Raw genomic sequence first — 25684 nt, 5'->3', positions numbered from 1 at the left:
AAAGAAGTTGATGTAAAAAGTTAATAATAACTTTTTACATCAACTTTTTTTAAGGAAATTTTTTCGTTGAGGATAAAGTATATCAATTTTAGACAAAGTATTAGAGAGGAGGGATGATTGTGATAGGACGTTTATTTTCAATGTTACCATTAATCGCTTCAGGCTATTTTCTTTTTCGTTACCGTTATAGAGTACTTAACTTCGTACTTAGTCAAAGATGGATAAGAAGAGCGGTTGTATCATATACGATGCAAATACCATTTGTCCGTAATAATATGATGAGCAATATGTTTAAAACACCAGAAACGAATAGATGAATGTATAAGAGACGTAGACCCTTGATTAAGTGAAGCAAGGGTCTTTTAAATGGCTTAACGAAATTACAAAACACTTAAACTGTGGATAAAAATGAAAGCTTATTCAAAGAAGGGCAATGGCTACGCGTATAGCGCCAAGAAACCCACTTGTCACTATACTTTAAAACAGGTAGTGGATCCGCACATTGCTTTAAACAAAAGACCGCTTAACGGATTTTGTTCTTTAGATTAGTGAAGTTCGTAATGATGCTAAACATGTTATAAAATAAAGAGGGAGTGTATTAGATGAAACGGTGGCATGCGATTTGCTTTGATTTAGACAATACACTATTCAGTCATGAAACTGCATTCCAAAAAGCTGTATGTTATTGCTTTAAAGACTTATCTGATCGTTGGTATAAACAGGGTAAAATAAGTTCGGTTGTTGACATTGACGAATGGTTTACCATTTTTAAATCCAATTGTGATAAATATTGGTCATTATTTGAAGATAAAAAGGTTGATAGCCAAACATATAGACGATTACGATATTATGAAACGGTAACTCATATGAACCTTCCTTATAGTTGCGAGGAAGCGGACTACTTCCAAAATCATTACTATCGTGTAGTTGACCGATTTAGTGAGCCTTATCCTGAACTAGACTCAATATTTTCATTATTAAAAGAAAATTCGTTTGAAACAGCTATTATCACAAATGGATCAGCTAGTACACAGTATCGAAAAATCAAGCGATTAGGGATAGAAATGGATATAAGGTCTTTTTTTATCTCAGAAGAAGTAGGACTTTCAAAGCCGAATAAAGAAATGTTTGATTATGTGAAGGAACAGCTGGAGCTCGGATCTGAACACACTTTGTTATATGTAGGTGATTCATGGGAACATGATGTAGTAGGTTCAATGAATGCAGGGTGGGATGCTGTGTACTTGAATACGCGTGAACAGAAACCAACAACGGATCATATTCCTTTTGCTACATGTAGTTCTTTGGCAGAGGTAAAGGAGTTAATAATAGTAGAAAATCATTTGAAAGGATGAGTAGATGGACGTTGTTCGTCATGACTTATTTTATTTTCAGTTAGTCCATAATCTTGTCATTGATAATAATATGAGGGTAATTGAAATAAGCCCTGATAAGCGGGAAATATGGCTTGAGCAAGAGGATGGGAAGGAAAAACGTATCATTAGACTTGTTCGTTATGATATCGATTGGGCAAACTGGCTAAAGAAAGAATTAGAAACGGCTAACCGTAAATTTGATTTCCTTCGTAAACAATTGGGAACTCGAAAGTTACATTGTGAAAACATCTATGTTTCGATGTATACACCAGTTGATTCATGGGAGCATCTGTTAGACGAGCCTAGCCAAGAGAAGGCAAAGATGACAATAAAGACAACAATTATTCCTGCTAATGTTGAAGAAAAGGAAGAGGAAGTAGCAAGTCTCTATAATCGAATAGAGTTAGCAGCTCCACCACTCACAGAGTGGGCAGGGACTAACGAAAACGAGTATGAACAAATAGAAGCTCTTTCAAGTATCGTAAAAGCGACAGCAGAAGCACGTTTAGAAAAGGAAAGATCTCTTTTTACTTTTGGAAAGCCGCTGTTTACATACTTGTTTCTAATTTTAAATTTAGTGATGTTTATCGTCCTTGAATTGAATGGTGGAAGCACGAGAATTTTGACATTAATAGAATTTGGTGCGAAATATAACCCGCTTATTATTGAGGGTGAGTGGTGGCGCTTTGTTTCTGCTATGTTTTTACATATAGGGTTATTGCACTTTTTTATGAACTCATTAGCACTTTTTTATTTAGGTGGAGTTGTTGAACGGATATATGGATCGAAAAGATTCTTTATTATTTACTTTATTGCTGGTTTATTCGGCTCAGTCGCTAGCTTTGCCCTTAATAATCAAATATCAGCTGGTGCATCAGGAGCGATTTTTGGCTGTTTTGGAGCATTATTATATTTTGGACTTATTCATAAAACATTATTTTTTAGAACGATTGGGATGAGTGTAATAATCATTCTTGTGATTAATCTAATCTTTGGTTTTGTTGTCCCGATGATTGATAACGGAGCACATATTGGTGGCTTAATCGGAGGATTTCTTGCTACTAGCTTTTTACATTTACCGAAGCACAAGAAATCATGGAGGCAAGTACCTTTCTTCATTCTAACAGTCATTCTATTTGCTTCCCTTCTTGGTTTTGGATTCATTAATGAAGATAAAAGAGGGACTCCGTTAGTTTATGTTCAAATTGCACAGGAATATTTACAACAGGAAGAAAACGAACGAGCATATCCATTATTAAAGAATGCAGTAGATGAGGGAGTGGATATACCAGAAGCTTACTTTCTATTAGCATATTCAGAAGCTCATTTAGAGTATTTTGAAGATGCAAAAGAGAACTTGTTAATTGCAATTCAAAAAAGGAGAACATTTCACGAGGCTCATTATAATTTAGCGTTAGTTTATAGTGAATTAGGGGAAGTTGAAAAGGCTTATGAATCTGTTTCGACAGCAATTCAATTAGAGCCAAATGAAGAACTGTATCAAGAAATCAAGGAGAAACTAGAAGAACGAATGATAAACGATGAGGAAATAAGTTGAGGTTATACAAAAGTCGTATCGCAAAATCTTTTTGTATAACCTCTATTATTAAATGTTCACGGTGAAAGTGTTTGAAGGAGTTGAACCCTTTCACCTTCTGCTGTTTTAAAGACAACGATAAAATGGTCGTTTTCATGAGGCAGTAGAATGAGTGGTACTGAACTTCCAATTGGATCGATAACCTCCCCCTCATGCTTGCTTACACCGAGTACATAATGTTTATAAATCCCCTCCCATATTGAGCCTAGGACCTTCGTTGTTTGTTTTTCATCTAGGCTAGGAAGTGGTTTTGTTTCGTACATATGTAGTTCAGTAAGAGGGATTTTTTTATAGGTGTCTTTAGGAATGTTATAGTATTCTAGAAGCTCCTCCCAAACATATGTTAATTGCTGTTTTACGATATAATCTAGTATTCGCTTACTTTCGATGTCTTCTTCTGATGCCGGTACCTTAAAGGATGTTAAAGGTGTAAAAGGTGAATCAATTATATACAACTCGTCATAGCTCATTTTCTGGCGGCTTTTTATTTCGTCATTAGGGTAATGAAGTTCTGAATGGTGGAAGCTAATTGCTTCATAATGACCACTGTCTTCACCATTAATCTTTTCATTCATTGAGATAGCTTCGCTCTCTTCTTTCCAACTAGACATAGTATCTTTTAAACGACCATCCTCAAATAACAAGGAGATATCATGTCGTAAATAGGCAACTTCGTCTAATGTGGAAGTGGTATCCCATTCTAGAGTATATTCATCCTCATCTTCTAGAAGTAGAACTTTCAATGAAGTGGTAGCATCAGTGTATTGAACTCCAGGATCGTGTGGAAAGTGTGTTAATGTTTCTCGCGTATGAGGTGGATGATCTATATAAAAGAATAATACAAAACCTATTGAAACAATTGTCAACGCAATCACTGATAATACGTTATTTCTGTGCATGCTTTTCCCTCCAATGGACAGCCCTTGTTTGTCTACAATCTATGAAGCCAGTAACAAAAATATGAAAAAATAAGAGAGGTTGTTATAAATGAATCAAATCAATCACAACTCAATCATTGAAATATTAAAAAAATTAGTTGAAATTCCGAGTCCTTCTGGAAACACAGAAAAGGTCATATCGGCTGTAGAAAGATTATTAGAACCGCTAGGCGTTGAAATGAAAAGAAATCGTAAGGGCGGCCTTATTGTTACAATAGAAGGGAAAGAGAAAGAGAAACAAAGAATGTTAACTGCCCATGTAGACACACTGGGAGCGATGGTAAAGGAAATAAAGAATGATGGTCGTTTGAAGCTAGCAATGATAGGTGGATTTCGTTGGAACGCTGTAGAAGGAGAATATTGTGAAATTGAAACGAGTGATGGGAGTACTTTTACAGGAACGATTGTCATTCATCAATCATCAGTCCATGTTTATAAAGATGCAGGAGAAGCAAAACGTGACGAAAAAAATATGGAGATTCGTCTTGATGAGCAAGTGACAACTGACAAAGAAGTGAAAGAGCTTGGGATTGAGGTTGGAGACTTTGTTTCGTTTGATCCTCGTTTTCAAGTAACAGAAAGCGGATTTGTAAAATCAAGGCATCTTGATGATAAAGCTAGTGTCGCAATTTTATTGCATTTAATAACATTAATAAAGGAGCATCAACTGACGCTTCCTTATACAACACACTTTTTGATTTCAAATAATGAGGAAATTGGTTATGGTGGAAATTCAAATATTCCTGAAGAAACTGTTGAATATTTAGCTGTAGACATGGGAGCTATTGGTGATGGTCAAGCAACAACAGAATATTGTGTTTCTATTTGTGCGAAAGATTCTAGTGGACCTTACAATTTAAAGCTGAGAAAGAACCTAGTAGACATTGCAAAGACAAATCAATTAAATTACGCAGTAGATATTTATCCATTCTATGGCTCAGATGCATCAGCGGCAATTCGTGCTGGTCATGATATTATCCATGGATTAGTAGGACCAGGAATTGATGCTTCTCATGCACATGAAAGAACTCATTTTGATTCATTGAAGAATACATCTAGTTTGCTTTATCATTATTTGTTATCTGACATTGTTGAATAATAAGGAGGCGGCTGTATTAAAAGTTATTTGCACCGTACTCTACTTGTCCTACTATGAAAAATCCACTCATAGTAGACATCTCAAAAATGTAGCCACTCCGCATATTGATTCGAGGTTGTTCCTAGACAACCTCCTTTTTTTATATTGGTTTTACATACTATCGTCAATGTTTTGTAAGGTTAAGGTATTTATTATTTTAGTAAGTTTCTATCTGAATATTTTAAGTTTTTAACTAGTTATTGACGTAGTAATCTTTTGTAGAATTCATTACTATAAGACGTAAGAAGAGTTATCGAAATATTTTGAAAATGTTTACATCACCTAAGAGCTAGTTTAAAGCAGATTGTAAGTTGATAACAATTTCTCATAATTACTTAAACTAAGGAGATGATAATATGCCAGCACGTACTGGAGCGCAGTTTTTAGAAGGATTAAGAAATGATAACAGGGAAATTTGGTTGAATGGTGAAAGAATTAAAGATGTTACGAATCATCCAGAATTCGAAGGGGCTGCCCATTCAATTGCTCGATTATATGATTTGCAGCATGAGAACGCTGATATCATGTTAACTGAATCACCGATAACTGGTGATAAAGTTGGAACTTCATTCATGATTCCGAGAAGTAAAGAAGATTTAAAACGAATCCAACAAACAGCAAAAATCTGGGCAGAGTCTTCAGCTGGTATTATGGGAAGAAGCCCTGACTACTTAAATGTAACATTTGCTTGCTATGCTAGTAGACTTGATGTGTGGAGAAGAAATGGCAATGAGCAAGGAGCAAAAAATTTAGAAAACTACTTTAACTATATAAGAGAAAATGATCTATGTTTAACTCATTCAATTATCAATCCTCAAGTGGACCGTTCAATACCAGAGGTTCAGCAAGGTGAAGGGGATGTGGCACTTCATAAGGTTGGTGAAACTGAGGATTCAATTATCGTTCGCGGTGCACGAATGTTAGCGACATTAGCTCCATTTTCAGATGAATTAACGGTTTACCCATCTGCTGGTGGAAAAGGTATACGTCCTGAGGATAAAAAATATGCCCTTTGCTTTGCCTTGCCAATGGAGACACCTGGGCTTAAATTTTTATGTCGTGACTCATATAGTAAACAACGTGATAAATTTGACTATCCACTATCAAGTCGTTTTGATGAGATGGATGCAGTTGTTATCTTTGATGATGTTCATATTCCGAAAGAAAGAGTATTCTTAGATGGGGATACTGAATTATATCGTGATCTAACAGATGCGACAAATTGGAGAGCGTATATTGTATTCCAAGCGATGACAAGAGCCCTAACAAAGCTTGAGTTCATTTTTGGACTTGGTCATAAAATTGCCGATATGAATGGTGTTAATAAGTTTGACCATGTTCAAGAGAAGCTTGGTGAAATTTGGACGATGATGGAAATGACTCGTTCTGGATTAGTTGCTGCTATAGAAGGATCATCGACTGTTCTTGATGGAATTTATGTACCAGATGAAAAACCACTAATAGCTTTGCGTGGCTTAATGCCTAAATGGATTCCTCGAGCTATGGAATTGATTCGTCTAATTGGTGGAGGTGGATTCATGCTTACGCCAAGTAAGGCTGATATGGAAGGGCCATTACGTGAGTATATTGATAAATATTACCAAGCTCGTAATGCACCAGCAGAAGAAAAGATCCGTCTATTCCGTCTAGCGTGGGATTTCATTGGTTCAGATATGGGGAGCCGCGGTGAGCTTTATGAGCGCTTCTACCTATTAGACTCTTATAGAATGACAGCGATTGCTTATCTAATGGCAAATAAAGATAAGGAAACGGCATTAGTTGATAAATTCTTAGAGGAAATGGCTTTACAAGATGTAGAGCTTTTTAAATAATGTAAAAAACGCACTTGCGGTACAAAGCTGATTCATTTAGTTTGTTCCGCAAGAATTATATACACTCTCCCATTAAATTGACCTAGAAAATATTTTACCTAATGTCTCAAAGGCATTAGGTACTTTTTTAATATTTATAATGTAGCAATCGAACTTACATGCTATCCTATTGTTATGGAATATTTAAACTATTGCGACATAAATATTGTTTCTCTGAAGAAGGTGTTAGAGTGGAGAATAGACAAATTCAAACGATAGCTGAAGAAGATGGAGGGATTTACTTACATGGGGAGCGTATGGTATTAACGTCATCCTCTATTTTCGGTTTATTACGGAAAGAGCTGATTGAGAACATAGGAATGGACCGTATGAAAGGCTTTCTCATTCGGTATGGATGGAATCTTGGTACCAATGATGCGGAGAAAGTACTAGAGATAGGGTTGGAATCGATGGAAGAGACATTGAAACAAGGCCCTATTTTACATATGGCGAAAGGCTATACTAAAGTAAAAAGGTCCATGTTTCATCTTGAGCATGATACAGATGGAAGTGTTACCTCTGTTCACGTAGAAGGAGCATGGCTAAACTCGTATGAGGCAGAAGAACACCTCCGTCAATTTGGTTATTCTGCATCCCCGATATGTCATACGCTTGTCGGGTATGCAAGCGGTTATTATTCAACGATTAGTAAACAACCAGTTATTTTTGTTGAAGTTTCTTGTAAGGGAATGGGAGATAGTGAATGCAAATATGTAGGAAAGACATTACATGATTGGGGCCATGAGGTTACGGATGAACTGAAATATTATGAAAATTCTTCAATAGTTAAAGAGTTGCAATTAACGTATGAGAAACTGTTAGAAGAACGGAATAACTTATTAAAAACATGGAAAATTGACAAAAAATTAACAGAACAAATTATTAATGGCTATGGGTTACAATCAATTGCAGATGTTATTTTTGAAATTACAGATATCCCTATTATTATAGAAGATACAAATTTTCGTGAGTTGGCTTATTCGGGCATTAAAATGAATGAATTTCATGAAATAAATGAAGATATAAAAGAGTATATGAAGAAAAAACAAGTCAAGTCTTTTTCTAACACGCTAAGTATACATAGTACCTTACATGATCGTTTAGTCGCACCAATTATGTTACATGTGAAGAAGTTTGGATATTGTTCTTTTATTTACCAAGAAAAACAAGAAGAATATCCAGAAATTGATATGATGATTTTAGAACGAGTGGCGACTGTTTGTTCACTATATCTTTTGAATGAAAAGACGAGTTTTGACGCAGTAGAAAGGATGAAGGGATATTTTTTAGAGCAGTTAATCAGTGAGCAGTTCACATCAAAGAAAGAAATATTGAAACGTGGTAGTTACATAAACCTTGATTTGGATCAACCATTTCATCTCGTCTTATTATCCTATGAAAATATTCATGGAAATGTAGAAAATGATTTGCAACTAAATGAAGAGCTACTTGAAGAAACTCTAACGTTTTATAAGGGAAAGTTTAATGTCTTAATAGGCCAGCGCATGAATAAGGTGACAATACTAATTCAAACGGAATTTCTAAGTAATGAAGATTTGTCTAAGCACTTGAAGAAATATGTAAAGAGGTTAAATAAACAATATCCTCATTTACTCTGTAAAGTCGGTGTGAGTTCTAAGGCGTCAAAAATCAATAGAGCGTCTGAGTATTATGATGAAGCGGTTTCTTCGTTACGAGTAGCGACAAGTAATAATAAGGTTGTCTTATTTGAGGAACTTGGTGTCGTAGGGATTTTAGTCAATTCAGAAAATGAAAATGAAATAAAAAAGAAAGGGGAACTACTTTTAGGTCCGTTATATCAAAATAGTAATTATAAAAAAACTGAATTGATTAAAACCCTTTATGTGTTTCTAGAAAATGGTGGGAACCTCGAAAAAACAATGGAGGAACTTGCACTATCAATGACAGGATTGAGATATAGAATCAAAAAAATCGAGACATTAATTTCACAAGAGCTTCGAAATCCTCATGTTAGTTATCAGTTGTTTTTGACTTTACAAGCGTTAATTATGCTAGGGGAAATAACGATTGACTAGCGCAAAAACTAGAAGGATTTAGTGAAATATACACACTGCTATTAAAGGGAGTAGGTATAAGTGAAAAGTGAAGAAAGTCTAAATTCCATTTCATCTGTCTATTTGAATCGTACATGGTTAATATTTTTGCTTGGAGCTTTAACTGCCTTTGGTCCATTGACTATTGATATGTATTTACCTGCTTTCCCAATCTTAACATCAGATTTACAAACAACTTCATCTTTTACACAGCTAAGTTTAACGGCTTGTCTCCTTGGTCTTGCTGTAGGTCAGTTAATTTTCGGTACGATAAGTGATATAAAAGGGCGGAAAAAACCACTTATTATTGCCTTAACTATATATACTATTTCTTCTTTACTATGTACGTTCGCACCATCTATTTATGCTTTAATCTCTTTACGGTTTATTCAAGGTCTAGCAGGGGCAGGAGGAATTGTTATTGCTCGTGCGTGCGTTCGTGATTTGTATTCAGGACCTGAATTAACGAAGAAATTTGCTCTATTAACCCTTGTAATGGGTGCTGCACCTATACTTGCTCCCATTATAGGTGGGCTATTGTTGCAATTTTCATCATGGAGAGGTATTTTTCTTACTCTGACAACTATCGGTTTTATCTTGCTTGTAATTGTTCTATTTCTTTTGCCAGAAACATTGTCTAATGAAAATCGTTTACAGAGTGGTATAAAAAACACATTTTCGACATTTAAGGGACTTGTAAGAAGTCGTCCTTTTATGGGGTATGCTTTAACGCAAGCCCTTATTACAGCAGCTATGTTTGCATATATTGCGGGTTCTCCTTTTGTGTTTCAAAATATATTTGGGGTTTCACCGCAGATGTATAGCCTGTTTTTTGCTTGTAATGCGGCTGGTATTATTATAGCTAGTCAAGTAGCTGGTCGTTTAGCTGGTAAAGTAAGGGAAACGGTATTACTACGAAGAGGACTCTTGTTTGCTGTGAGTGGAGGCTTTTTGTTACTTACTTTTACATTAGTAGGTGCAGGGTTACTCCCAATTTTTCTTTCATTATTTATTGCTATTTCAAGTGTTGGTCTAATTAATGCGACTTGCTTTTCGTTAGCCTTGCAACAACAAGGTAGAAACGCTGGAAGTGCTTCGGCATTAATAGGATTATTGCAATTCACGATTGGAGGAGCAGTAGCTCCTTTTGTAGGAATAGGTGGAAGTGAAACGGCATTACCGATGGCAATAGCTGTAGCCCTTTGTACTTTCGGGGCAGTGGTTATTTATTTGATACTTGTACGTAAGGAGCAAGAAACGTCATTACACACTCAAAATAATGGTGTGTCCTAAAACTAAATAAGTATGGGGTGCTCATGAGGTGAAACTTCTGAGCACCCATTTAATATGTACATCCAACATTCGTCTGATGTTGCATTTTTATTATAAAAATTGCAAACAATGACAATGGAGGTGATCACCATGAAGAAAAAACAAATTGAGCATCCTGTCTCACCTACACTTGATGAAAATATAGCCTTTTTGAAAAAAGAGCTTGGTGTTGACAAAAGCTTCGATATGATTCAGCTGGATTTAGAATATGCTGAACGAAAAATGGCATTATTTCTGGTAGATGGATTTGGGAAAGATGAGGCGTTAACTCAAATTCAAAGAGAGCTTATGCAGCTGAAAGCAGAGGATTTGGGTGTTGATCCGCTAAAGAAATTAGTAAAATCTAAGATTCCTTACATAGAAATCGATACGAATGATGATTTGGACCAAGTGGTCGATGAAGTATTAGCAGGTCCTGCTGCTCTCGTTGTAGAGGGACTAGAGGAAGTTATTCTCATTGACACACGTACGTATCCTGTTCGAGGTCCTGAAGAGCCCGACACAGAGCAGGTAATAAGAGGAGCGAAGGATGGATTTGTTGAGACATTAGTAGAAAATGCAGCCCTCACAAGAAGAAGAATTCGCGACCGTACATTTCGAATCGAATATTTACGTGTAGGGCGTCGTTCAAAAACAGATATTTGTTTATCTTATATAGAAGATATTGCAGACCCTAAAATTATCGAAGAACTTCGTACGTCTATTGAAAGTATAGATACTGACGGATTACCGATGGGGGATAAGACAATTGAGGAATTTATTTTTGGACAAAACCTAAATCCTTATCCGTTAGTACGTTACACAGAACGACCTGATGTGGCAGCTAGTCATTTATTTGAGGGACACGTCATTATTATGGTTGACGGTTCTCCAAGTGTCATGATAACTCCTACTACGTTTTGGCACCATTTACAGCATGCAGAAGAGTATCGTCAAAAGCCAATTATCGGTGCATCATTTCGTATGGTTCGTTTTATAGCTGTATGGGCGTCCATTTTTTTAATGCCTTTATGGTATCTTTTAGCGGTTAATGAATGGATGCTACCAGTAGGGCTTGATTATATTGGATTAGCAGAGGAAGGAAGAGTCCCTCTTTATGCGCAATTTCTGATTGCTGAGGTTGGTATAGAGATGCTGAGGATGGCCGCCATTCATACACCTAACGCTCTTGCCACCGCATTAGGTTTAGTGGCTGCTATATTGATTGGTGAGGTGGCAATAAATGTTGGATTATTTTCACCAGAAGTTGTTCTTTATTTAGCTGCAGCAGCTATTGGTTCCTTTGCTACTCCAAGTTATGAAATGAGTCTTGCTAATAGATTTATTAGAGTTCTACTTCTTATTGCAACTGCGATATTTAGTTTAGGTGGATTTGTTATAGGGACAACGGTGTATATTATTTACTTAGCTCGAATGAAAGTGTTTGAAACACCATATTTATGGCCGTTTCTACCATTTTCATATCGTCCCTTCAGAGATGTGCTATTCCGTGCAGCGATGCCTTTAAAAAACAGAAGACCGTCTGCAATCCACCCAACTGATCCAGATCGATAAGTTGCTTACCTGAATTAAAAAAGGTATTGTCAAAATGGTGAACTAACCATTTGACAATACCTTTTTTAGCTTTTCGTTTTAAATTATTAGATTATTTTAGCTCATTCATTTCACGGTGAAAGTAGTCATCTTTTATATAAATATCAGAATGATTAACAGCCGTACGGTCACTAGCAATAACAAGACCAAATGGTGAATTGTTTTGATCATTTACAACGGTGAAAGGTACGTTGTTTTTGTTTGCCTCTTTTACGTAATTTGAATAAAGGTGGTACGACAAATTTCCATTGATGAATAGTCGAATGTCTTTTTTATTATTAAGAAAACGTACTGCCTCATCATACATCCCCTTGTGTATGACTTGTTTTTTCGTTAATGCAAGATAGATTCGTTCCACAATAGTAGAAAGAAAAATATTTCTCTCCTCTGGTAATGTTTCAGGAGTTCCGTAAATTCCTCTTTCAAGTATTTCGTTTACTTTGTTTGACAAATCTTTATCCCCCTTCAATAAGTTCTTATTTCTTGTCCTAAACAGGAGTCTTATACATATAGTAAACCATAGACAGCGTATAAAAAAGCTTTTAATACACTTCAGTAGTTTGTTTATTTGTTGGAGTTTTTATTTGTCATAAGGAGGGTGAGTATGTTTACGTGGATTGCAGCATGCTTTTTTCTACTTTTTGTTGGAATAGGTTTAGGAGGAGTTTTCATTTCTAAAAGAATGATGCCAAATCAAATGCTTTTCTTTTTAGTGGCAATATTGTTTGGTATGGCAGGCTATTTAGGAATGATTTCTGGTTCTTTAATAACTCATTGGCTTTCACCACGTATTGGGGAGATTATTGTTGCTATTATCTGTCTTGCTTTTATTGCTTTATGTATCGTTCGTTTTCATCCTACATTAGGCTTTTTTCATTCAGAAGATAAAACATTATGGGGAGTACTAATCTTATTGTTTTTTATTATTGGAGTAGAGTGGGCGTTACTTGAAATGAGTCGGCTGTTTCTATTAGTGGCGGTTTTGTTATTACTCGGTGCTATCATTGGAGGGGCGATTCTTCAATTGGAATTCGTTAAGAAAATGTGGAGAATTCCATTTTTACCATTCTTCCCCTTAGTCTGGCTACTTCTTGTTGTAGTATTGAAATTTGTATGAGTCATTGCATGATATTTTCAAGTTGCACTATAATAGGTGTGTTCAAAAAGTTGAATGATTATTTCTTTGAATAAGCAGAACACAGAAGGTGAAAATATGAAAACAATGTACGATATTCAACAATTATTAAAGCAGTATGGCATCTTTATTTATACGCGTAATAGAGGGAACGATTTAGAGTTAATGGAAGAAGAGATACGAGAATTGTATACGATGGAACTAGTAGATGTGAAAACGTATCAGCAAGCTTTATTAATTCTAAGACAGGAAAAAAGAGAAAATACTGTAATTAAAGGTGATTAAGATGGTAGAACAGTGGTTGGCAGGAGTCGATATAGGTGGTACGTCAATTAAGGTGGCGTTTGTAAATAAATATGGCGACATTATAAAAAAATGGGAGATTCGAACGAATACATCAGAAGAAGGTAAGTTTATTACGACAGAGATTACAAAATCGATTGATAAACATCTAGATGAGCTTGGTGAAACAAAAGAAAAGCTACGAGGGATTGGGTTAGGGGCACCTGGATTTATTAATATGGAAACAGGCTATATCTATAGTGCTGTAAATATTGGTTGGAAGGAATTCCCTTTAAAGGACCGCCTTGAGGTAGAATCTGGTTTACCTGTAATCGTTGATAATGATGCCAACATTGCTGCTTTAGGTGAGATGTGGCGTGGAGCAGGAGATGGTTCGAAGAATTTATTATGCATCACACTAGGAACAGGTGTTGGTGGAGGAATCATTGCAAATGGGCAAATTGTTCATGGGGTAAACGGAATGGCTGGTGAGATAGGTCATATCACAGCCGTACCAAAGGGTGGAATAGCATGTAATTGTGGTAAAACAGGATGTATCGAAACAATTGCTTCTGCTACAGGACTATCCCGTATGGCTACGGAAGGCTTAAACGGAAAAGGAACACAAAGTATATTAAAGAATGTATTTACTCAAAGAGGAAGACTCACAAGTAAAGATATTTTTGAAGCAGCAAAACAAAATGATCAGTGGGCTACAGAAGTGATTGATACAATGGCTTTCCACTTAGGTTTAGTGATAGCTAATTTAGCTAATTCTTTAAATCCTGAAAAAATTGTAATCGGTGGAGGCGTTTCGAAGGCAGGAGCTCTTTTATTAAAACCTTTGAATCACTATTTTCAACAGTTTGCTCTTTCTAGAGTCTCACAAAGCTTTAATATTACTATAGCTACTTTAGGTAATGATGCAGGTGTTATTGGAGGAGCATGGTTGGCGAAAGAAACGTTTAAATAAATGGATATGTTACGTTGTTAAAATAGACTGTGACTAGCGGTATTTTACTCACTATCTCCCCGTCAATACATAAAATAATAATAAGAAAATCTCTGAAAAGAGGGTAGTAAGATAGGATTCTAATGGAAAGAGTAAGGGTAATAAGCAATTAGTGAAATCTAAGTTAGTGCGAAAAATGAACTACTTTGGTACAATTAAGTTGTTTGTTTTTACAGAAATACACTTTGTTACGTAAGTTGTTATTTCTAGGAAAGCCGACTTTTCGGTTTAAACATTTGATTTAGCTAAAAGCTTTTATAATGCGAGGGGAATATACTATGGCGAACTATCGTGTTGAACGAGATTTATTAGGTGAAAAAGAGGTTCCAGCTGATGCTTATTATGGAATCCAGACGATGCGTGCAAAAGAGAATTTTCCAATTACAGGCTATCCACCACATGAAGAATTAATTAGAGCTTTCGGGTTTGTAAAAAAGGCTGCTGCATTAGCGAACAAAGATGTTGGAGTATTAAATGATAAAATTGCAGAAGCGATTGCTAGTGCATCAGAGGAAGTAGTAGAAGGGAAATACAATGACCATTTTATTGTCGATGCAATTCAAGGTGGAGCAGGTACTTCTTTTAATATGAATGCTAATGAAGTAATTGCCAATCGTGCAATTGAATTATTGGGTGGTAAGAAGGGTGAGTATGTGAAGGTCAGTCCAAATACTCATGTAAATATGGCCCAATCGACGAATGATGCCTTTCCGACAGCGATTCATATTGCATGCTTAAATTTAGCTAAAGGCTTAACAAAAGCACTTGAACAACTAATAGAAGCGATGAAGGAAAAAGAGAAAGAATTTGATGATGTTATTAAAATGGGTAGAACTCATTTACAGGATGCTGTTCCAATTCGCTTAGGTCAAGAATTCGGTGCGTATCGCCGAGTGTTAACTCGAGACCTAAGTAGATTAAACGGCTCGTTAAGTCATCTATATGAAATTAATATGGGTGCGACAGCTGTAGGTACTGGATTAAATGCAAAAACGGATTATATCAAAAAAGTGTCAAAATACCTGTCTGAAATAACTGAAATGCCTTTTAAAACAGCAGAGGATTTAGTAGATGCTACTCAAAATACAGATGCTTATACAGAGCTTTCAAGCGCCTTGAAAATCATGGCAATTAACTTATCAAAAATTGCAAATGACTTACGTCTAATGAGTTCAGGTCCGAGAACTGGTTTAAATGAAATCAATTTACCAGCTAGACAGCCTGGTTCATCAATCATGCCAGGTAAAGTAAATCCAGTTATGTGTGAGGTCATTAATCAAATTTCATTCCAAGTCATTGGAAATGATCACACGATAAGCATGGCATCAGAAGCAGGTCAATTAGAATTAAACGTAATGGAGCCAGTGTTAGTTTTCAATCTCCTTCAATCACTATCAATATTGCAAAACGGAATTGGTGTATTCCGAAAATACGCAATTGAAGGCTTAACTGCAAATATTGAGCATTGCAGAAACATGGTTGAAAGAAGTGTTGGGATCATTACAGCAATTAACCCTCACGTTGGTTATGAAGTAGCAACAAGAATTGCGAAAGAAGCAATTCAAACAGACAGACCGGTAAGGGAAATATGCTTAGAACGTGGTATTTTATCAGAGGAAGAGTTAAATGTAATATTAGACCCGAAAGAAATGACAAATCCAGGTATAGCTGGGGCAAAATATATTTATAACTAGCTTCTAAACCGAGGCTGTCTCAAAAGTGTGAATTCATGGCAATGACTCCTTACGCTACTCGTCATCTTATGAGAAAACCACTCACAGTATGACTTCAAAACATGTAGCGACTCCGCATTGCTTTGGGGGTGTCCCAAAAGGTAAATAACAACCTTTTGGGGCACCCCTTTTACATTATCGCTCTATCCTCAAAATATTTGTATGCTTCAACATAACGAGAGGTGTATGACAAAAGTGTGAAAAAATTATAAAAAAATCCTTTTGTTATTCATTGTTCAACATGTTAATAAATGAGATAATACTACAGAAAATAAGGTCAAGATTTAGATGCAAACGAAAAAAAATTATGGGAATTAAATAGAGGGTGGGTAAGTTGATAAAAGCTTTTGTATTTCTAATTATTATCCTTTTTCTATTTACTGCTTGTCAGCCTTCTACTGAAGTTCGTCCAATGCCCGCTTACGAACATGTAATTGTGAAAGAAAAGATCGCTTTTGCACCTTCTTTCAAACAGGACATACATACATTAAATGTGAATCCATATAGCTTTGTTGAAGTTAGTGAATGGTATAGTGATCGTGAACTTTTATACTTGAAAGATGAAAATGGTTTATCCATCATACAAAGGTTTGACTTGTACACAGGAGATAATACTATATTTTTTGAAGTTGATGAGCCTGTGCTGTATGTAGAGGCAAATAAGGATTATAGTCTATTTGCTATCCAAACTATTTCTTTGGAAAGTGAAAAATCCCCTTTATACATTGTTGATAGTGAGGGACAAGTTAGGTATCAATTTGATGATATTGGAGAGGATTACACAATTTACTGGAGTCAATATGAGGAGGATGAATTACTTATCGTAGCTTTCCTTCCTAATTGGGAATACTATGTGTATCATCTATCGATTGGAGAACAGTCATTAGCCCAATTAGAAATTGAACAAACGTATTTTCAATGGCTAACAGAAGATGAAGTTGGCTTTTTAGACTGGCCGTATGAGCCAAGCTACTATGCACCTTTAGTTTCTTATAATATTCATACAAAGGAAAAGCAAAAAGTAGACGATGAGATTTTGGCTTTTCTTTCGTTTCAAAATGATAAATATGTAACAGTTAAGGTTAACTCACCTACTGATGAACATTCCATTTATCGTTTCTATGAAAAAGGTGAAAAAATTAATGAAACAAAAGTGCCTGTATTAAATACGTTTTCTGAGCAGTGGTGGGTGCCATTTCATGCCTATTCAGATAACCTCTTTTACTATCTTCGCCCATTTCGTAGTGGAGATTTCTTTAACTACCGTGATGGATATACTCTTGTTTCATTCAATATTACGACGGGACAAGAAGAAAAAATTATTGTGGTAGATAACCATGCGCCAATAAAAATTTCTCCAAATGGTGATTGGATATTATACGGTCATAAATCAGAGCAGATTATTAATGTAAAAAATAAACTAATGAAGAAGCTAGTAAATATGTAAAGGCAATTTTGTTGTATTATTGTCCAAATCTGTCATAATGAAATTGTATATGAATAAGACTAGGGGTGTCTGCAATGAAACGTGGGCTGAGAAAAAGGTAGTAATCCTTTTACCCTTGAACCTGATCTGGAAAATACCAGCGTAGGAAAGTCGACTAATTGATGCTATTTAGCCGTAATCCACTTCGCTGGGTTACGGTTTTTTGATGGCTTAGGAACAAGTGAAAGCTTATTCAAAGAATTAAACAAAAGACCGCTTTGCGCTTTTTGTTCTTAGGTTAGTTCAAGTATTTTGCTGATAAGGAAGGGATAATTAATGAAGGATTTTAAGTTATATGCCATTACAGGTGAAGAATTTCATCCTGGACGAGACTTACTAACTGTTATGGAAGAAGCTATATTAGGTGGAGTTGATATTATTCAGCTTCGTGATAAATATAGTAGTAAGCGAGATGTACTAAAAAAAGCACAAGTATTGAGAGAGCTAACAAAAAAATATGGTGTTACTTTTATTGTAAATGATCATATAGATGTAGCTTTAGCTGTGGATGCTGACGGGATACATTTAGGACAAGACGATATTCCATTAGCTGAAGCAAGAAGAATTATGGGGAACAAAATAATTGGAATTTCTACACATGCGATTGAAGAAGCACTAGAAGCAGAAAAGGGCGGGGCTGATTATATCGGTGTTGGACCAGTATTCCCAACCAAAAGTAAGGTAGATGTAGTTGATCCAGTAACAACAGAGTATGTAAAGCAAGTGGCAAAGGAAATCAAAATTCCGTTTGTAGCTATTGGTGGCATTAAGCTTCATAATGTAGACCAGGTATTAGCTGCGGGAGCAAGTAGAATTTGTGCTGTAAGTGAGATAGTAGGAGCAGAGGATATTAAAAGTACTTGTGAATCATTTTTATCGAAAATTAACAGCGAGGCGAAATAACATGGAATTAATCATAAATGGTGAAGTCGAAAACATAGATGTAACAACATTAGATGAGGTAGTAAAGCATTATGGGTTAGAACAAAACCTCGTCGTAACTGAAGTGAATGGAAGTATCATTGATAGAAGCCAGTGGGAATCAACTAGTGTAGAGCCTGGAATGAAAATTGAACTGGTGCATTTCGTAGGAGGAGGGTGAACAACATGAAAAAAGATACGTTTGTTATTGGAGGAAAAGAGCTTTCTTCACGTTTTTTTATTGGGACAGGACGCTACCCAAATCCATTCGTTCAAAATGAGGCAATAAAGGCATCGGGAGCTGATGTACTTACATTTGCTATTCGTCGTGTAAACCTAGATGCCCCTGATGAGGATGCGATATTACAACATTTAGAAGGTCAAACATTTACATACCTTCCAAATACGTCAGGTGCAAAAAATGCAGAAGAAGCAATTCGTATAGCTAGATTAGCAAAGGCATCAGGACTTAGTGATTGGATTAAAGTGGAGATAAGTGTGAATGAAAAAACATTACTACCAGATCCGATCGAGACACTTAAAGCAACAGAAGTATTAGCAAATGAAGGCTTTGTTGTATTACCTTATACATCAGATGATCCAGTTATTTGTAAGCGGTTGGAGGAAGCAGGAGCTGCGGCAGTGATGCCAGGTGGTGCTCCAATTGGAACTGGTCTGGGGATTCTTAACCCTTATAACCTTGGATTAATTGTTGAAGAGGCTAATGTACCAATTATCGTTGATGCTGGATTAGGTTCAGCTTCTGACATTACTCAAGCAATGGAACTTGGAGTAGATGGTGTTTTAATGAATACACCTGTAGCAAAAGCAAAGGATCCTGTAAAAATGGCATTAGCGATGAAATATGCGATAGAAGCAGGACGACTTTCTTATTTAGCAGGACGTATCCCAAAGAAAAAGTATGCGACAGCTAGTAGTGGATTTGAATCATATATCTCAAAATAAGCAGAAAAAGAGAGAGTGAAACCAATGGGAGAACGTATTATCGTTTTAGGAGGAGGCATTGTTGGACTTGCGTCTGCATTCGAATGCCAAAGACGAGGGTTTGATGTCACTTTAGTTGAAAAAGTCAAATGTGGTGGACAAGCTTCAGGAGCGGCAGCTGGTATGCTTGCTCCTTATTCTGAAATTGGTGAAGATCCCGATGACTTTTTTCGCCTTTGTTTAGAAAGTTTAAACCTCTATCCTAAGTGGCAAGAGGAAGTTAAACATGTTTCGAAGCTAGACTTTGAATTTAGTAATTCTGGGAGCTTGCATTGTGTTTACCATGAAGCTGATTTGCTTGCACTTGAAACGAGACAGCAATGGCAAGGACAGTTTGGTGCAAAGGCTGAAATACTAGAAGGGGAACGACTCTTTTCATTAGAACCAGAGCTTTCTCGAGATATAATTGCAGCTATGCATTATCCACAAGAGAGTCATGTGTTTGCGCCAGATTATGTGAAGGCACTTGAAGAAGGTTGTAGAAATCTTGGAGTAGAAATTTTTGATGAGCTTGAAGAAGTGTATATTGAAAGTTGGAAAGAGGACGTTCAGCTAAAATCAAAGGACGGACAAGTATTTAAAGGAGACAAATTAATTGTCAGTAATGGAGCCTGGGCTAAAGAACTTGAGGATGTGTTTGGTTTAAATATCCCTGTTTATCCAATTCGTGGACAAATTTGCGCCTATGAAATTCCAGTTGGAAAAGTGGAGCATATCATTTATACAAGTCAAGGATACCTTGTCCCTAAAGCAAATGGAACACTTGTGAACGGGGCTTCAGAAGATATCGCAGGATTTAATACAACAGTGACTGAAAAGGGAATCAATCGTTTAACGAATTGGAATAAAAATGTCTTCCCTTTTCTAGCAAAAGAAAATCCTTTCCATACTTGGGCTGGATTACGTCCAGCAACTCAAGATGGGTTCCCTCTTATTGGAAAACTAGAAGGAGCTCCACACATTATTTTTGCAACAGGGCATTATCGTAACGGTATCTTATTAAGTGCAGTTACAGGAACAATTGTGGCGGATCTACTAGATGGTAAGCCAGACAGAGTTCCGTTAACATTATTTAAGCCAGAACGGTTTAGCTAAGGGGGGAAATGATATGTATAAGGCTCTTACAATAGCTGGATCTGATAGTGGTGGAGGAGCAGGCATTCAAGCAGACTTGAAAACATTTCAAGAATTAGATGTCTTTGGTATGACTGCAATAACAGCATTAACAGCTCAGAACACACTAGGTGTACACGGAGTTTATCCGCAACCGATAGAAGCAATTGAAGCTCAAATAGATGCAGTGTTATCTGATATTGGAACAGATGCTGTTAAAACAGGGATGCTTTTTTCTGCAGAGATTATTAAGCTAGTGGCAAAAAAGCTTAATGAATATAATGTGAAAAATATCGTTGTAGACCCTGTAATGATTGCCAAAGGTGGTGCGCCACTTTTGCAAGAAGAGGCTGTATCAGCTTTAATTAGTGATTTACTTCCGATTGCAACAGTGATTACACCTAATTTACCAGAAGCTGCTACCATATTAGGTGTTAAAGAAATGGAAACATTAGAAGAGATGGAAGAGGCTGCAAAAGGAATTCATAAGTTAGGTGCTGATTATGTAATCTTAAAGGGTGGACATTTAGAAGATGATATGGCAATAGATCTGCTTTATGATGGTGAAAAAATGTTCCCTTTAGAGTCGATTCGTATTAATACGAAACATACCCATGGTACTGGATGTACATTTGCGGCGGCGATTGCAGCAGAGCTTGCAAAGGGAGAATCGATTCATTCTGCAGTACAGACAGCGAAGGAATTTATTACTTCTGCCATTTCTAATTCATTAGCAATCGGAAAAGGGATTGGTCCGACAAATCATGGGGCTTTTCAAAAGTCCAAAAAATAGTATGACGTTGGCGGTGTTTGAATTAAAAGTATGCGCACGAAAGTGAAAACCCCGGTATTTGTTTGAAACAAATGTATCGGGGTTTTCTTTGCTATAATGCAGAAATAGATAGTATGAACATTACAGTTAAGAAGGTGAATGAGTTATGTTTAATGGAAATAAATTGGCGATAATTCTGCCGGTCTTATTAATGGGCTTTATTTTTTATGGTGGCTATCATTATTTGCAAAGTACAAATGTTGTTACTAATGAACAGTTGCATCAATCAATAGATTTTAACCACGAAATGAATCGATTAGGTGAGACGGTAGAATTAATAGGGAGCTGGGAATGGCTTGACATGCCACACGAAGGGTTAATTGGTGAGGATTATATAGGTGTATCATTAACTAATATCGAAACCGGTGAATTTATTCCGGGTGATGAAGTTGTAGGAAGCGAACTTCAATTATTCCATGGTCATAAGTTAATTTATGAAACTGTAGGACAAGTAGTAGATAATGGCTTAATCTTTAGTTATCCTAATGAAATAATTGAACATGAGAGCTATGGTAATAAGGGTGGGTTTAAAGTAAGTTTTGCCTCTAATTATGATTCTGAATACAGGGCTTCATTTACATATCTTCATACTTGGAACGAGCATGAAGGACTTAAATATGAAGATGCTAGAATGATTTCTCCTGTTTTTTCAGGTACTATAAATGAATCATATTGGGTAATTGAGCGGACGATAGAGGAGTAGAAGAAAGGAAGGTATGTATGTCATGATACGTGGGTTATCCTATCAAAATGGTGTTTTCTTTATTGGGAAAAAACATGTTGCTTGTGCATATGATGATAATGGAAAAATATCGGATTGGGTGAAACCAATTGATGGACCCACACTTTTTCTGATGACAAAGGCAATTATAATTTCTATGCCACTTTGGTTTAAAATTATTTCTGTGCTTTATTTGACACTTATATTTATTCCAAAGCTGTTAGTACTTTTTGATATTACTCTTTTTGAATGGTCAGGTTTACCATTTTACTTTCTTTTTTATTATATGTTTGGGACCCATTTCATTTTTCCAGAGAAGCTTAGAAAGTATCATGGCGCTGAACATAAAGTTTTTAGTGATCGTGGAGTAAAAAAAAGAGGAAGATTATACAGAATCAAAAGAGCTGCAATAACAAATCGAAATTGCTCGACGAATACTGTTGTCCTGTATTTTTCTTTAGTCATTGTAGGTACATTAGCTCTATTGTATAATTTTTCTTTTTTTGAAGCCTTACAGTGGGCTTCGTACGGTAGTTTATTATTAGTACCTATAATTAATACGAGTTTAAAGTTTAGTTTGATGAAGCCAGTCAGAAATTATATTTTGAAAACATCTTATTATCTACAAGAAAAGGTAACAACAACAGAGCCTGATAGAAAGCATTTACTTACTGCTATACAATCGTATCGTCGATTAGCGGAAGTGGAGTTCCCTGAACATTTAGTTGAACCGAAAAGGGGTAAAAAGGAGGTTAAGAGGATGGCAATTGTTGATATTACGATAATTCCAATTGGTACGAATACGCCTAGTGTTAGTGATTACGTTGCTGATATTCATAAGGTACTCGAAAGCTATCAAGACAAAATAACGTATCGTTTAACACCGATGAGTACGATTATAGAAGGAGAGCTACCTGTATTATTTGAGGTTATACAAGCTATCCATGAAGCGCCGTTTAAGGCTGGTGTTCAGCGAGTAGCAACAAATATCCGAATTGATGACCGACGTGATAAAGAATTAAAAATGGACGAGAAGGTTGCTACTGTAGAAAAGAAACTAGCAACAACAACTGATGATAACGCAGAACAGAAATCAGAGTAAAATAATCAACCTTGAAGGGGTATTAGAAGTTATACTTTTAGTCCCCTTTTTTCTAAGAAGGATTTTGACTACTTTTATCGAATGATAATAGCTGTTATATATTTTAGTAGAAGTAGGTGATAGCGATTGCTCCATATTGAACAAAAAAGTAAACTCCTTATTCAACAGGCGTATGATAGGCAAGCAACTGATATTCATATCGTTCCAAGAAGAAAAGATGCACTCATACGGCTTCGCATCAATCAGCAATTACTTGAATATGAAATAGTAACTAAAAGTTCCTGTGAAAAACTCATCAGTCATTTCAAATTTCGTGCAGGAATGGATATCGGTGAAAAAAGAAGACCCCAAAGTGGCTCAATGGACTTTATCAACCATAATTGTCACTTACACCTCCGTATTTCCTCTATCCCAACACCTTTTCAAGAAAGCCTAGCTATTCGTATTCTTCCTCAAGAACAAACTTTATCATTAAAAGCGCTATCTTTGTTTCCAAAGCATACAAATCAATTGTTCTCATTTTTAAAGCGTGCAAATGGTTTACTCTTATTAACTGGACCAACTGGTTCGGGTAAAACAACCACTTTATACTCTCTCCTTCATTCAATAAAAGAATTGTTTCCGAGAAATATAATTACAATTGAAGACCCAATAGAAAAAAAGACAGATGATTTTTTACAAATTGAGATAAACGAAAAAGCAGGTATTACATATACCGAAGCTTTACGATCTATTTTAAGGCATGACCCTGATATTATTATGATTGGTGAAATACGTGACGCAAAAACAGCTGAACTAGCAGTAAGATCGGCGCTCACTGGCCATCTTGTCTTAGCTACCTTACATGCAAAGGATACAATTGGTGCTCTACACAGATTAACGGACCTTAACATACCCTTAATTGATTTAGAGCAAACATTATTAGCGGTCGTTTCCCAGCGTCTCGTAAATGTAACGTGTCCTTATTGTGGAGGGAGCTGTCATCCACTCTGTATCCAATTAATAAAGAAAAATCGTTATTCCTTATACGAGATTTTAGCAGGTGATGCACTAAAGTCCAGATTTGATTTGCTCAATGGGAATATTGGTGAGCAAATTCCATACGACACCTTAGAAAAAGGAATCAAACGGGGAATTGCTTTAGGGTTTCTTCATCAAAGTTACTATGAGAAATATATAGGTGAAAAAAATGAGAAAAGATAAGTGGAAAAGCTCAGCTAAAGCATTGTTTCTCAAGCGACTAGGGGTATTATTGGAGCAAGGATACACGATTACATCTGGGATTGAACTCCTAAGCTTTCAAGAAAAGAAAGTAGTGAAGGAGCAATTATTCTTTATATTAGATGAACTTAAAGAAGGTATTGCTGTTCATAAAGCTTTAGAAACAATAAATATACCTAAAGATATTGCTGCGTTTTTGTATTTTTCTGAACGAAATAGTGATTTAGCTCGTGGTATGAAAAGAGCAGGAGATATTTATCTAAAACGCGAAACGATAAAAGAAAAACTACTAAAGCTCCTACGTTACCCTTTATTTTTATTGTGGATTGTTATTGCCATTTCGATTGTAATGGTCCAATATCTTTTTCCACATTTTCAATCTCTTTTCCACACAGTTGATAATGAGCTTCCACTGATTACATTATTTGTTCTAGGCTTTATCGAACATATACCGATTCTAGTCATTATTATTATTGTCACATTGTTTGTTATACTAGTCCTCTATATGAAATACTTCCGTGAATTATCTCCTCATAAGAAAATGTCAATATTTTTAAAAATTCCAGTTGTAAATCAATTTGTTACCTTATTCATAACTTATTATTTTAGCTTACAATTAAGTGGTTTATTAAAGGGTGGGATGTCAATCTACGACTCACTATCAGTATTTGAAGAACAAGATAACTTATTATTTTATAAAAATGAAGCAGAGGAAGTTAAATTACTGTTACATCAAGGGGAGAATCTTTCCGATGTAATGAGTAAAAGAGGCTATTACCAAAAAGAACTGGCATTAGTAATCCAACATGGACAAGATAAGGGGCAGCTAGACTTAGAGTTATTTCATTACAGTGAATTACTTTATAGTGCAATAGAGGAGAAACTTAATAAACTACTCATTATTATTCAACCTAGCTTGTTTCTTATTATTGGTATACTAGTATTGAGTATGTTTTTGTCAGTCTTATTACCAGTATTTGAATTAATTAATTCCTTAGATTAAGGTGTTGTTGTTTCAAAAGGGACTCACTCCCTTTTGAAACAACAAAAATTTTTATTTGTAATTTTTTTCGTTTAAAAAAGCAAAAAAATTTACAAAAGTATTGCGATAAATAATTAATTTATGTTATATTAAATATCGTTGCTTATGGTCAGTAACGATAAGATACATTCAATATGGGGCCTTAGCTCAGCTACGAGT

The 25684-nt window shown here is 35.8% G+C and carries 24 protein-coding genes, 1 pseudogene and 1 riboswitch; of the genes and pseudogenes, 23 read left to right on the top strand and 2 right to left on the bottom strand.

The genetic code is table 11. The annotated features are described in order from the left end of the window. The first annotated feature begins 119 nt into the window (after positions 1-119). The 3 genes from CD003_RS11545 to CD003_RS11535 all read left to right on the top strand — a co-directional run bounded on the left by CD003_RS11545 (position 120) and on the right by CD003_RS11535 (position 2934). Entirely contained in the window at positions 120-317 is a 198-nt protein-coding gene (locus tag CD003_RS11545) for a sodium:proton antiporter (RefSeq protein WP_096201263.1), read from the top strand. A 285-nt stretch (positions 318-602) separates the two neighbouring features. Then, the gene (locus CD003_RS11540) at positions 603-1355 is read left to right on the top strand and encodes an HAD family hydrolase (protein ID WP_096201262.1); all 753 of its coding nucleotides are present in this window, start codon (positions 603-605) and stop codon (positions 1353-1355) included. A gap of 4 nt (positions 1356-1359) precedes the next feature. Further along, positions 1360-2934, top strand: coding sequence for a rhomboid family intramembrane serine protease (locus tag CD003_RS11535; protein WP_096201261.1), 1575 nt, complete (start codon positions 1360-1362; stop codon positions 2932-2934). 56 nt (positions 2935-2990) lie between these two features. Here the strand turns inward: CD003_RS11535 and CD003_RS11530 are convergent, their stop codons facing one another. Continuing rightward, entirely contained in the window at positions 2991-3872 is an 882-nt protein-coding gene (locus CD003_RS11530) for a hypothetical protein (RefSeq protein ID WP_096201260.1), read from the bottom strand. An 88-nt stretch (positions 3873-3960) separates the two neighbouring features. Between CD003_RS11530 and CD003_RS11525 the strand changes: the two genes are divergently transcribed. The 5 genes from CD003_RS11525 to CD003_RS11505 all read left to right on the top strand — a co-directional run bounded on the left by CD003_RS11525 (position 3961) and on the right by CD003_RS11505 (position 11881). After that, positions 3961-5010, top strand: a complete 1050-nt coding sequence (locus CD003_RS11525; RefSeq protein ID WP_096201259.1) for a M42 family metallopeptidase — start codon at positions 3961-3963, stop codon at positions 5008-5010. A gap of 395 nt (positions 5011-5405) precedes the next feature. Then, the gene (hpaB, locus tag CD003_RS11520) at positions 5406-6881 is read left to right on the top strand and encodes a 4-hydroxyphenylacetate 3-monooxygenase, oxygenase component (protein WP_096201258.1); all 1476 of its coding nucleotides are present in this window, start codon (positions 5406-5408) and stop codon (positions 6879-6881) included. 230 nt (positions 6882-7111) lie between these two features. After that, positions 7112-8977 carry a XylR N-terminal domain-containing protein gene (locus tag CD003_RS11515; RefSeq protein WP_179295527.1) on the top strand — a complete coding sequence of 622 codons (1866 nt, stop codon included), beginning with the start codon at positions 7112-7114 and terminating at the stop codon, positions 8975-8977. Positions 8978-9037: 60 nt separating this feature from the next. Continuing rightward, positions 9038-10288 (top strand): multidrug effflux MFS transporter, encoded by a 1251-nt coding sequence (locus CD003_RS11510; protein ID WP_096201256.1) that lies wholly within the window; start codon positions 9038-9040, stop codon positions 10286-10288. A gap of 129 nt (positions 10289-10417) precedes the next feature. Continuing rightward, positions 10418-11881: a spore germination protein gene (locus CD003_RS11505; RefSeq protein WP_096201255.1), complete on the top strand. Its 1464-nt coding sequence runs from the start codon at positions 10418-10420 to the stop codon at positions 11879-11881. Positions 11882-11972: 91 nt separating this feature from the next. Here CD003_RS11505 and CD003_RS11500 read toward each other — a convergent pair whose 3' ends face one another. Then, the gene (locus CD003_RS11500) at positions 11973-12371 is read right to left on the bottom strand and encodes a YueI family protein (RefSeq protein WP_096201254.1); all 399 of its coding nucleotides are present in this window, start codon (positions 12369-12371) and stop codon (positions 11973-11975) included. Between the two features lie 153 nt (positions 12372-12524). Between CD003_RS11500 and CD003_RS11495 the strand changes: the two genes are divergently transcribed. The 15 genes and pseudogenes from CD003_RS11495 to comGB all read left to right on the top strand — a co-directional run bounded on the left by CD003_RS11495 (position 12525) and on the right by comGB (position 25486). After that, the gene (locus tag CD003_RS11495) at positions 12525-13037 is read left to right on the top strand and encodes a hypothetical protein (protein WP_096201253.1); all 513 of its coding nucleotides are present in this window, start codon (positions 12525-12527) and stop codon (positions 13035-13037) included. A gap of 96 nt (positions 13038-13133) precedes the next feature. Continuing rightward, the gene (locus tag CD003_RS11490; protein ID WP_096202333.1) at positions 13134-13340 is read left to right on the top strand and encodes a YqgQ family protein; all 207 of its coding nucleotides are present in this window, start codon (positions 13134-13136) and stop codon (positions 13338-13340) included. Position 13341: 1 nt separating this feature from the next. Further along, positions 13342-14310, top strand: coding sequence for an ROK family glucokinase (locus CD003_RS11485; protein WP_096201252.1), 969 nt, complete (start codon positions 13342-13344; stop codon positions 14308-14310). Between the two features lie 317 nt (positions 14311-14627). After that, a complete protein-coding gene (aspA, locus tag CD003_RS11480) occupies positions 14628-16043 on the top strand; it encodes an aspartate ammonia-lyase (protein ID WP_096201251.1) in 1416 nt (471 codons plus the stop codon). 373 nt (positions 16044-16416) lie between these two features. After that, positions 16417-17529: a hypothetical protein gene (locus CD003_RS11475; RefSeq protein WP_096201250.1), complete on the top strand. Its 1113-nt coding sequence runs from the start codon at positions 16417-16419 to the stop codon at positions 17527-17529. A 51-nt stretch (positions 17530-17580) separates the two neighbouring features. Next, positions 17581-17694, top strand: a riboswitch (TPP riboswitch). Positions 17695-17844: 150 nt separating this feature from the next. Further along, a complete protein-coding gene (thiE, locus tag CD003_RS11470; protein WP_096201249.1) occupies positions 17845-18471 on the top strand; it encodes a thiamine phosphate synthase in 627 nt (208 codons plus the stop codon). A 1-nt stretch (position 18472) separates the two neighbouring features. Beyond that, complete coding sequence (gene thiS, locus CD003_RS11465) at positions 18473-18670, top strand: sulfur carrier protein ThiS (protein ID WP_096201248.1); 198 nt, start codon at positions 18473-18475, stop codon at positions 18668-18670. Between the two features lie 5 nt (positions 18671-18675). Then, positions 18676-19455, top strand: coding sequence for a thiazole synthase (locus CD003_RS11460; RefSeq protein ID WP_096201247.1), 780 nt, complete (start codon positions 18676-18678; stop codon positions 19453-19455). Between the two features lie 24 nt (positions 19456-19479). Continuing rightward, positions 19480-20589 (top strand): glycine oxidase ThiO, encoded by a 1110-nt coding sequence (gene thiO, locus CD003_RS11455; protein WP_096201246.1) that lies wholly within the window; start codon positions 19480-19482, stop codon positions 20587-20589. A 13-nt stretch (positions 20590-20602) separates the two neighbouring features. Then, a complete protein-coding gene (gene thiD, locus CD003_RS11450; protein ID WP_096201245.1) occupies positions 20603-21400 on the top strand; it encodes a bifunctional hydroxymethylpyrimidine kinase/phosphomethylpyrimidine kinase in 798 nt (265 codons plus the stop codon). A gap of 145 nt (positions 21401-21545) precedes the next feature. After that, positions 21546-22142 carry a hypothetical protein gene (locus CD003_RS11445; protein WP_096201244.1) on the top strand — a complete coding sequence of 199 codons (597 nt, stop codon included), beginning with the start codon at positions 21546-21548 and terminating at the stop codon, positions 22140-22142. A gap of 13 nt (positions 22143-22155) precedes the next feature. After that, a pseudogene (locus CD003_RS22680) lies at positions 22156-22845 on the top strand (DUF1385 domain-containing protein); the annotation flags it as partial. 75 nt (positions 22846-22920) lie between these two features. Next, positions 22921-23262, top strand: a complete 342-nt coding sequence (locus CD003_RS22675; protein WP_373558569.1) for an MTH1187 family thiamine-binding protein — start codon at positions 22921-22923, stop codon at positions 23260-23262. A gap of 126 nt (positions 23263-23388) precedes the next feature. Continuing rightward, a complete protein-coding gene (gene comGA / locus CD003_RS11435; protein WP_096201242.1) occupies positions 23389-24465 on the top strand; it encodes a competence type IV pilus ATPase ComGA in 1077 nt (358 codons plus the stop codon). Further along, positions 24452-25486, top strand: a complete 1035-nt coding sequence (gene comGB / locus CD003_RS11430) for a competence type IV pilus assembly protein ComGB (RefSeq protein WP_096201241.1) — start codon at positions 24452-24454, stop codon at positions 25484-25486. Before comGA ends, comGB begins: the two co-directional genes overlap by 14 nt. Positions 25487-25684: the final 198 nt, after the last annotated feature.

The organism is Bacillus sp. FJAT-45350, assembly GCF_002335805.1.
GTDB lineage: Bacteria > Bacillota > Bacilli > Bacillales > NISU01 > FJAT-45350.
This window is presented reverse-complemented; position numbering and strand designations above follow the sequence as displayed.